Source organism: Cyanobium sp. Aljojuca 7A6 (assembly GCF_024346455.1).
Classification (GTDB): Bacteria; Cyanobacteriota; Cyanobacteriia; order PCC-6307; family Cyanobiaceae; genus Cyanobium.
On record NZ_JAGQCY010000012.1, the window covers coordinates 104,116 to 113,176 of the forward strand.

Genomic DNA, 9,061 nt, shown 5'->3' on the forward strand with positions numbered 1-9,061 from the left:
TCGACAATTCGGCAGAGCATACACCGGTTTTCCGATCGTCTATTCAGTCTCCTGTGCCCCTGGCTTCCCCCCCCCCCCCCCCCGCTCAGGGGGTCAGCTCCTGGATCAGCGGGACTTGGAGAAGATCGAATCCCAGAGACCTCCTTTGCCGAAGAACCGCTTGTTGATGGTCTCCCAGCCGCCGAAGTCCCTGGCAGTGAACAGCTTCGAGACCGGAGCGAATCGAGATCTCGTCTCGCCCTTCACCTTGGCGGTGACGGGCCTGAATCCTTCCTCGGCGAAGGCCCTCTGGGCGGAATCGGTGTAGAGATAGCGGGCGAAGGCTTCAGCCACCTTGCGGGTTCCCTTGCGGTCCACGTTCTTGTCGACCACGGCGATCGGCCCCTCGATCAGGATGTTGGTGGTGGGAACGATGTACGGGGTCTTCCAGGTGCCGCTCTTCCTGGCCAGGATCGCTTCGTTTTCGTAGTTGAGCAGCACGTCACCCTGGCTGCGCTTCACGAAGACGTCGGTCGCCTCCCGGGCATCCTTGGGCAGGGTTTCCACATTTCGGTAGACGTTGGTGACGAAGGCGCGGGCTTTGGCCTCAGTGCCGCCGGTTTCCGTCACCGAGCCCCACAGGCCGAGAAAGTTCCAGCGGGCGCCGCCGGAGGTCTTGGGATTGGCAGAGATCACTTCAACGTTCTTGTTGTCGAGATCGCTCCAGTTGCGGATCTTCTTGGGATTGCCGGGCCGCACGAAGAAGGCGACCACCGAGTTGGTGATGATGCTGTTGTTGGGGTTTTCCTTTTCCCAGCCGGGACGGATCAGGCCCGCCTCCTGGAGCTTGAGGGTGTCGGCCGTCAGGGCCAGGCCCACCACATCCGCCGCCAGGCCGTCGATCACCGCCCGGGTCTGGGATCCTGACCCGCCGTAGCTGACGCGGATGAGGACGTTCTGGCCGGTTCGCTTCTTCCAGTCGGCCGTGAAACGGGGGATGATCTTGTCGTAGGCCGCCTTGGTGACGGCGTAGGAGACCAGCAGCAGTTCCTGATTTTTCGCCGGTTGCTGGGCCTGGGCCTGCAGGGGCAGCAGGGTGCCGGAACCCCCCAGGGCAAGGGCGACCGCCAGCGGAGTGGCGGCCAGGGGGGCGGCCACCAGGCCGGGAAGCCAGGGGCGGCGGGTGGCTGGGGCGGCCGGCGAGGAGAACGAACCAAGCACGGTTATCCGATGGGTGAACCGCCGAAAGCTATCCGGCGGTCCGGCGCTTCGATGTAGGGCGGATTACAGCGGCATGGGGCCTGGCAGGCGGCTTCGGCAGGGTCGGTGGCTGTCACAATCCCCGTACGACAACCGGGGAATCCCTTGGCCTTCAGTGCGAAAACCGGCTACGGCCTCGTCTCGCTCATGGAGCTGGCCGCCATCCATTCCCGCGGCGGGGTGCTGCAGGTGGCGGAGATCGCCCAACGCCAGGGCATCCCCGATCGCTACCTGGAGCAGATGCTGGCCAGCCTGCGGCGGGGTCAGATCCTGCGCAGCATCCGTGGCCCGAAGGGCGGCTACCAGCTGGCCCGGCCGCCGGCAGAGATCCGCGTCGATGCCATCGTCAGCTGCCTGGAGGGGGACGTTGCCCCCCGCTCCGGTGGCGAGAGCGCCACGCCCGAATTCGAGGTACTCAGCCGGCTGGAGCAGCGGTTGGAGGAGGCCCGTCTCGAGATTCTCTCCGGTACCACCCTGCAGGACCTGCTTGACCAGCGGGACCACCTGGCCCAGGCCCAGGCGATGTACTTCATCTGAACCAGGGCCCGCTCTGGATCGTTAAATAGACCACATTACCGATGGGGAATGTGAGGTATGGTTTGGGGGTCCCCGCAGGCTCCCCATGTGCTGTTGTCGGCGAATGCCTGTTGCCAGCCGATCGCTGGCCGTTCGCTCTGCCCAGATGACCCCGACCCCATCCCTTCTTTCCTGCGGCCATGACCACCTCACGAACACCCCAGGTTCTCCGCCTCACGCTCCTGCCCAATGACGTGCTGCCCGATGGGCTGCACTGGCGAATCCAGGACGGCTACATCCGCACCGTCTCCCACGACGAGGAAGGGGACTCCTTCACCCTGGGCCTCTGGGGTCCCGGCGACTGGGTGACCAATGCCTACTCAGCGCTGCGGCCGGTGGAGATCCAGTGCCTGTCCACCGTCGTGGTGGAGCAGGCCCATCCCAGCGAGGCCGAGATCCTGGCCTTTCTGCATCACCAGATCCGGAACACCGAGGAGCTGTTCGAGATCAACCGTGTCCGTGGTGCTGACTCACGGCTGCTGAGGCTGCTGAGCTGGATCGGCATCCGCTTCGGACAGGTCAGCAGCCGGGGCTACAGGCTCTCGCTTCGCGACATGAACCTCACCCACTAGGCCCTGGCGGAGATCTGCGGCCTCACCCGGGTGACGGTCACCAAGACCCTCAACCATTTCAAGCGCCTCGGCTTGCTGAATCAGGTGAGTGACACCGACCTGATGGTCAGCATCACCTGAGCGCTCCTGCGGGCCTTCCCCTGCGGGGGGCCTGCCACTCCTGCTGACCCCATCCACCCCACGACATCCATGGCCGCCCAGTACTTCCGCTCCAGGCTCAATGAGCCCCAGCCCCAACGCTTCACCCTCGTCTTCCGCAACGGCGAGCTGCTGCGCCACCAGGATCCCCTGGCCGTGGCCCAGTACCTCGCCGATGCCCGCCTGGCGGAGGTTCATTCCGAACCTCCCCGCCGCCGCGCCGCCGCATCTCAGATCGAGTAGTCCGGCTGGAAGGCGTGGGCCTGGCGACTGATCACATGCAGTCGGTCGCCAGGTTTCAGGTTGGCGTAGTCGACTTCTTCGCGGGGGAACTGGGCCACCACCACTTCTTCGGTATCGAGCACCAGTTCCGCCTGCAGGTCGCGACCCATGTGGGTGAGGCGACGCAGGCGTGCCGGCACGGTGCCCGGCTGGGGGGTGGCATGAACCTGCACGTGGTGGGGGCGCACGAAGATCCGCCCCTCCGTCGGCAGCGGCGGCACGGCGCCACGGTGCACGGGAAGGGCGCCGCTGGGCAGCTCGTTGACGGCCCCCACGAAGCTCATCACGAAGGGGGAGGTGGGATGGTCGTAGATCTCGGCCGGGGAGCCGATCTGCTCCACCCGCCCTTCGTTCATCACCACGATCCGATCGGCCACCTCCATGGCCTCCTCCTGGTCGTGGGTCACGATCACGGTGGTGACGTGCATCTCGTCGTGGAGGTTGCGCAGCCAGGCGCGCAGTTCCTTGCGCACCTTGGCATCGAGGGCGCTGAAGGGCTCATCGAGCAGCAGCACCCGGGGCTGCACCGCCAGGGCCCGGGCCAGGGCCACCCGCTGGCGCTGGCCGCCGGACAGCTGGGAGGGGAAGCGGCTGCCATAACCCCGCAGGTGCACGAGGTCGAGCAGCTCGTCCACCCGGCGCCGGATCGCCTCGGGCTTCCAGCGGCGCAGTTCGAGGCCGAAGGCCACATTGCGGCGCACATTGCGGTGCTTGAACAGGGCGAAATGCTGGAACACGAAGCCCACCTGACGCTCCTGCACCGACCGCTGGGTGGCCTCTTCGCCAGTGATCCAGATGCGGCCCGTATCGGCCTCCTCCAGCCCGGCGATCAGGCGCAGCAGGGTGCTCTTGCCCGACCCGGACGGCCCCAGCAAGGCCACCAGGGAGCCGCTTTCCACGTCGACGCTGACGTCGTCCACGGCGCGGAAATCGCCGAAGCTCTTGCTGACGTTGGCGACGCGAATGCCCATCGGAACGGCCTGGGTGGCGGTGGAGAGCCGAATATACCGCTAAACGCACCGTCAAACCGTCCTTTGGGGTGATACGGTCAGCGCCTCCCCGCCGATCCGGCGCCTTGATGACCCCCGCCCTCCTGCGCCGCTGGCGCCCGCCTGCCCTCAGCCTGCCCAGCTGGCCCTGGCGCCTCACCTGGACCTACCTGGGCCTGATCCTGTTTCTGCCCCTGGGGGCCATGCTGCTCAAGGCCGCCCGTGTCGGGCCCGTCGGCTTCTGGGAGATGGCCACCACCCCGGAGGCCCTCGCCACTTACAGGGTCAGCTTCGGCCTCGCCCTGGTGGCCAGCCTGATCAACGGCGTCTTCGGGCTGGTGGTGGCCTGGGCCCTGGTGCGCAGCAGCTTCCCAGGCCAGCGCCTGCTGGATGCCCTGATCGATCTGCCCTTCGCCCTGCCCACCGCCGTGGCCGGTCTGGCGCTCACGGCCGTGTACAGCACCAATGGCTGGCTGGGGCAACCGCTGAACGAGGCCTTCGGCTTCAAGGTGGCCTTCGCCGCTCCGGGCGTGACGGTGGCGATGGTGTTCATTTCGCTGCCCTTCGTGGTACGCACGGTGGAGCCGGTGCTGCGATCCCTGGAAAAGGAGCAGGAGGAAGCCTCCTGGTGCCTGGGGGCCACGCCCCTGCAGACCACCGTGCGGGTGGTGCTGCCCCAGCTGATGCCGGCGATCCTCGGCGGGGTGGCCCAGGGCTACAGCCGGGCGGTGGGGGAATACGGCTCGGTGGTGATGATCTCCAGCAACGTGCCTTTCCGTGACCTGATCACCCCCACCCTGATCATCCAGAAACTCGAGGAGTACGACTTCGAGGCCGCCACCGTGATCGGTTCGGTGATGTTGATCTTCTCCCTGTTCAGCTTGCTGGTGATCAACCTGCTGCAGGTGTGGGGCCAGCGCTACCAGGGCGATGCGGCCTGATGGATCTTCTGTCTTCCTTCCATTGATGTCTTCACCATGACGATCGTCGTTCCCAGCCTGGAGAGCCCCAGGCCCACTCCCGCTCCAGCCAGGCGATCGCGCCGCCAGGGCCTCGACCTGCCCGGGATCCTGATTCCCCTGATCGCCTGCCTCTATGTGGGGGTGGTGATCCTGCTGCCTGCCCTGAGTGTGGTGGTCTCGGCCTTCGCCAAGGGGGTGGGCCCCTTCCTGGAGAACTTCCGTTCCCCAGAACTGCTCTCGGCCCTGAGGCTCACCCTGTTCGCCACCGCCGTGGCCGTGCCCTGCAACGTCATCTTCGGGCTGGCTGCCGCCACGGCCATCGCCCGCCGTGAGTTTCGCGGCAAGGCGTTGCTGCTCAGCGTCATCGACCTGCCCTTCTCGATCTCGCCGGTGGTGGTGGGCCTGATGCTGGTACTGCTCTACAGCCCCACTCAGGGGTTGCTGGGCCGTGTGGTGGAGAGCTTGGGCTGGCGCATCATCTTCTCCTGGCCAGGCATCGTGCTGGCCACGATCATCGTCACCTTCCCCTTCATGGCCAGGGAAGTGATCCCTTTGCTGGAGGAGGAGGGCTGGGAGCAGGAGGAGGCGGCCCGCACCCTGGGGGCCACGAGCTGGGAGGTGTTCTGGAAGGTGACGCTCCCCTCGGTGCGCTGGGCGGCCCTCTATGGCCTGATCCTCACCACGGCCCGGGCCCTGGGGGAATTCGGGGCTGTGGCTGTGGTCAGCGGCAACATCGAGGGCCAGACCCAGACCCTGCCGCTGTTCGTGGAGGACGCTTACAAGAACTACCAGACCGAACTGGCCTTCGGCGCGGCGATGGTGCTGGGAGGTGTGGCAATCGTGTCGTTGCTGCTCAAGATCCTGGTGGAGCAGGTCCTGGAGCAGGACAGGAAGGCGAGCCGGAACCCTCTGGACGGCTGATCCGCTCTTCCGAGCAGCCCCCGGGCGGTTCGATCTGGATCGTGCTGTGGGTGATGCCCAGGTCGGCCAGCCGTTCCTGGGCCAGCTGCAGCAGCTCCCCATCACCTCCGCCAGCGGTGGCGCGGCCCAGGTGGGCCGTGAGCGCAGTGCGGGAGGTGCTCATGCCCCAGACATGCAGATGGTGCACGTTCTCCACACCGGGCAGGCTGCGCAGGGCCGCTTCCACCGCGGCCAGGTTGATGTCCCGGGGCACGGCGTCGAGGGTGGCACTGAGGGCCTCACCCAGCAGCTCCCAGCCGCTCCAGGCCACGGCCAGCCCCACGCCGATGGCGGTGGCGGCATCCAGCCACATCCAGCCCAGCAGCCCCACCAGCACGGCGCTGACAAGAACTGCGGCTGAGACGGCGGCATCGGTGAGCAGGTGCACCACCGCAGCCCGCCGGTTGAGATCGTGGTGGTGGCCGCTGCCGAACAGGCGGGCCGAGAGCAGATTCACCACGATCCCGGCCGCCGCCGCCCAGGCCACCGGGCCGCTCACCACCGGCACCGGATCGATCAGCCGTTGCACGCCTTCCACGATCACCACCCCGGCTGCCATCAGGATCAGGGCCGCGTTCATCAGCGACGCCAGCTGGGTGCTGCGGCCGAAGCCGTAGGTGAAGCGGGCCGTGGCCGGACGGGAGCTGAGCCGCTCGGCCCCCCAGCCGAACAGCAGTCCGGCCACGTCACCGAGGTTGTGAATGGCATCACCGATCAGGGCCAGGGAGCCGAAGCCGATGCCGATCGCCAACTGCAGCCCTGAGAGGGCGCTGTTGAGCACCACCCCCCAGAAGAAGGCCCTGGGTGCGCCCCGCTGGTGTTCGTGCGGGGAGTGGGAATGGCTCGTCATGCAGGCGTCTTAGCAACGTTGCCGCCCTGGGGACGTCAGCTGTTGAAGTGGGAATCAACCCAGCAGCCGGGCCAGCACCCGTTCCTCGAAAGGATGGAACAATTGCTTGACGTTGAGCACCTCCAGCAGGCTGGCGTCATCGTTGTGGCGTACCTTCAGAACCATCTCCCAGCACCGCTTGTGGTCCCCTTCAGCCTGTTGGTGCTTCGGTGCCTCGAAGGAACAGGACCGTAACGATTCCCCTCGCCGCTGCTGGGCCCTTCGCGTCTGATCTCCGTTCCATGGCTCATCACCAGATCCTGATCGTTGGCGGAGGGGCCGCGGGCCTCACCGTGGCTAGCCAGCTCAAGCGGGCGCGGCCTGGCCTGGAGATCGCCATCCTGGAGCCCTCCCCCGACCACTACTACCAACCGGGCTGGACCCTGGTCGGCGGTGGGGTCTTCACCCTCGAGCAGACGCGCCGCTCCGAGGCTGATCTGATTCCCGAGGGGGTGCGCTGGATCCGCGCCGCCGCCGCCGGTTTCGATCCGGTGGCCGGCACCGTGGCCAGCACGGACGGGGAAACGCTCCACTACGACGTGCTGGTGGTGGCCACCGGCATCAAGCTCTGCTGGGACCGGATCAAGGGTCTGCCGGAGGCCCTCGGCTCAGGCGGCGTCACCAGCAACTATTCCAAGGATCTGGTTGATTACACCTGGAAGACGATCCAGGCCTTCTCCGGCGGCAACGCGATCTTCACCTTCCCCGACACGCCGATCAAGTGCGCCGGGGCGCCCCAGAAGATCATGTACCTGGCCGACGACGTTTTCAAGCGTTCGCCGGCGGTGGCCGCGGCGACCAACGTGATCTTCGCCACCGCTACCCCGGGGATCTTCGGCATTCCCACCTTCGCCGAACCCCTGCGCCAGGTGGTGGCCCGCCGCGGCATCGAGCCCCGCTATCTGCACACCCTCCAGGAGGTCCGCGCCGCCAGCAAGGAGGCGGTGTTCGCTGTCAAGGACGGGGACACGGTGCGTGAAGAAGTGCTGCCCTTCGGCATGCTGCACGTCACCCCGCCGATGGCGGCCCCGGATGTGGTGGCCACCAGCCCCCTGGCGGTGGCCGGGCCGGGCGGCTGGGTGGACGTGGACAAATTCACCACCCAGCACGTGCGCCATCCCAACGTCTTCTCCCTCGGCGACGTCTCCTCGCTGCCCAACTCCAAGACCGCCGCGGCGGTGCGGGGCCAGGCCCCGGTGCTGGTGGCCAACCTGCTGGCCCACCTCGATGGCCAGCCCCTGGCCGCCCGCTACGACGGCTACGCCTGCTGCCCGCTGATCACCGGCTACGGGCGCGTGATCATGGCCGAGTTCAACTACGACGGCCAACCTGTTCCCTCCTTCCCCCTCGACCCCACCCAGGAGCGCTGGAGCATGTGGGTGGTGAAGAAGGACGTGCTGCCCTGGATCTACTGGAACCGCATGCTCAAGGGGTATTCCCACGAGCGGCGTTTCATGCCTGGGGTGGCTGGCTGAGGTCGCTGCCGGACTGCTTCAGGTGGCCAAGGCGATTTTCCAGGCTGAAGAGCATCTCCAGGGCGAACATCGGCAGCTCCTGAAGGGCGAACAGGAACTCCTCCCGGTTCATCTCCAGCAATTGCGTGTCGCGCACGGCCGTGGCGGTACCAACGCGTCGATGCTGGTTGTCCACCAGCGCCCCCACCCCGAAGCTGCTGCCAGGGCCGAGGATTTCGCCATCGTGGTCGTGGCCCCAGTCGATCGCGACCTCCCCATCGACGATGCCGAAAACCGACGCGCCCACATCGCCGGTGCGGAAGATCACCTCCCCAGCCGCGATCGTCCGCAGGTTCTGCTCCTGGGCCAGGAGCCGCATGGTGGTCAGGGCGCCTGGGGAGGGGGAGGTCATGGAAGAGTCCTGGATCCGACCACCTTGCAGAACGACGGTTAAGGATCAGTTGGGACCTGGGCCTCCTGTCATGGCCACTGGAGAGGGCTTCACGTCCCAGATCCTCTCCGCGTACTCACCGATGGCGCGGTCGGAGGAGAAGAAGCCGCTGCGGGCGGTGTTCAGCAGGGCCATCAGATTCCAGCGGCTGCGGTCGGCCCAGGTGGCGTTGATGGCGTCCTGGGCCCGGAGGTAGTCGCTGAAGTCGGCCAGGACGAAGAAGGGATCGGCCCCCCGCAGCTGGTCCGTCAGGGGGCGGAACCGTTCCGTGTCCCCCTGGCTGAAGTGCCCCTGCCCGATCAGGTCGAACACCTCGGCCAGCACCGGATCGTTCCCGAGCCACTCCCAGGGCCTGTAATGGCCGCGCAACTGGGCGATCTCTTCGGCGCTGCGGCCAAAGAGGAAGAAGTTGTCGGCGCCGGCCTGCTCGCGGATCTCGACGTTGGCGCCATCGAGGGTGCCGATGGTGAGGGCACCGTTCATCATGAATTTCATGTTGCCGGTGCCGGAGGCTTCCAGGCCGGCGGTGGAGATCTGCTCGGAGAGGTC

General features: G+C 66.8%; 12 protein-coding genes. 7 read left to right on the forward strand and 5 right to left on the reverse strand.

What is annotated here, in order from left to right:
* Positions 1–105 precede the first annotated feature (105 nt).
* A complete protein-coding gene (locus KBY95_RS11635) occupies positions 106–1,200 on the reverse strand; it encodes a sulfate ABC transporter substrate-binding protein (protein WP_315858916.1) in 1,095 nt (364 codons plus the stop codon).
* Between the two features lie 144 nt (positions 1,201–1,344).
* Between KBY95_RS11635 and KBY95_RS11640 the strand changes: the two genes are divergently transcribed.
* The 4 genes from KBY95_RS11640 to KBY95_RS11655 all read left to right on the forward strand — a co-directional run bounded on the left by KBY95_RS11640 (position 1,345) and on the right by KBY95_RS11655 (position 2,768).
* On the forward strand, positions 1,345–1,776 hold the full coding sequence (locus KBY95_RS11640; RefSeq protein WP_254965163.1) for an Rrf2 family transcriptional regulator: 432 nt from the start codon (positions 1,345–1,347) through the stop codon (positions 1,774–1,776).
* A gap of 179 nt (positions 1,777–1,955) precedes the next feature.
* Positions 1,956–2,387, forward strand: a complete 432-nt coding sequence (locus KBY95_RS11645) for a Crp/Fnr family transcriptional regulator (RefSeq protein WP_254965164.1) — start codon at positions 1,956–1,958, stop codon at positions 2,385–2,387.
* Between the two features lie 12 nt (positions 2,388–2,399).
* Positions 2,400–2,507, forward strand: a complete 108-nt coding sequence (locus KBY95_RS11650) for a helix-turn-helix domain-containing protein (protein WP_254965180.1) — start codon at positions 2,400–2,402, stop codon at positions 2,505–2,507.
* Positions 2,508–2,576: 69 nt separating this feature from the next.
* Complete coding sequence (locus tag KBY95_RS11655; RefSeq protein ID WP_254965166.1) at positions 2,577–2,768, forward strand: hypothetical protein; 192 nt, start codon at positions 2,577–2,579, stop codon at positions 2,766–2,768.
* Here the strand turns inward: KBY95_RS11655 and KBY95_RS11660 are convergent.
* A complete protein-coding gene (locus KBY95_RS11660; protein ID WP_254965167.1) occupies positions 2,756–3,778 on the reverse strand; it encodes a sulfate/molybdate ABC transporter ATP-binding protein in 1,023 nt (340 codons plus the stop codon). The genes KBY95_RS11655 and KBY95_RS11660 overlap by 13 nt on opposite strands.
* A gap of 107 nt (positions 3,779–3,885) precedes the next feature.
* On the opposite strand from KBY95_RS11660, the gene cysT reads away from it, so the two are divergent.
* Positions 3,886–4,737, forward strand: coding sequence for a sulfate ABC transporter permease subunit CysT (gene cysT / locus KBY95_RS11665; RefSeq protein WP_254965168.1), 852 nt, complete (start codon positions 3,886–3,888; stop codon positions 4,735–4,737).
* Positions 4,738–4,773: 36 nt separating this feature from the next.
* Positions 4,774–5,679: a sulfate ABC transporter permease subunit CysW gene (cysW, locus tag KBY95_RS11670; protein ID WP_254965169.1), complete on the forward strand. Its 906-nt coding sequence runs from the start codon at positions 4,774–4,776 to the stop codon at positions 5,677–5,679.
* On the opposite strand, the gene KBY95_RS11675 is transcribed toward cysW, so the two are convergent.
* On the reverse strand, positions 5,612–6,568 hold the full coding sequence (locus KBY95_RS11675) for a cation diffusion facilitator family transporter (RefSeq protein WP_254965170.1): 957 nt from the start codon (positions 6,566–6,568) through the stop codon (positions 5,612–5,614). The genes cysW and KBY95_RS11675 overlap by 68 nt on opposite strands.
* A gap of 281 nt (positions 6,569–6,849) precedes the next feature.
* On the opposite strand from KBY95_RS11675, the gene KBY95_RS11680 reads away from it, so the two are divergent.
* Positions 6,850–8,082 (forward strand): FAD/NAD(P)-binding oxidoreductase, encoded by a 1,233-nt coding sequence (locus KBY95_RS11680; RefSeq protein WP_254965171.1) that lies wholly within the window; start codon positions 6,850–6,852, stop codon positions 8,080–8,082.
* Here KBY95_RS11680 and KBY95_RS11685 read toward each other — a convergent pair.
* Together KBY95_RS11685 and KBY95_RS11690 are read right to left on the reverse strand one after the other, a co-directional pair.
* Entirely contained in the window at positions 8,060–8,473 is a 414-nt protein-coding gene (locus KBY95_RS11685) for a Crp/Fnr family transcriptional regulator (RefSeq protein WP_254965172.1), read from the reverse strand. The two genes, KBY95_RS11680 and KBY95_RS11685, sit on opposite strands and share 23 nt — an antisense overlap.
* Before the next feature lie 45 nt (positions 8,474–8,518).
* Positions 8,519–9,061 (reverse strand): glycogen/starch/alpha-glucan phosphorylase (locus tag KBY95_RS11690; protein ID WP_254965174.1); only part of this gene is annotated, 543 nt, incomplete at its 5' end.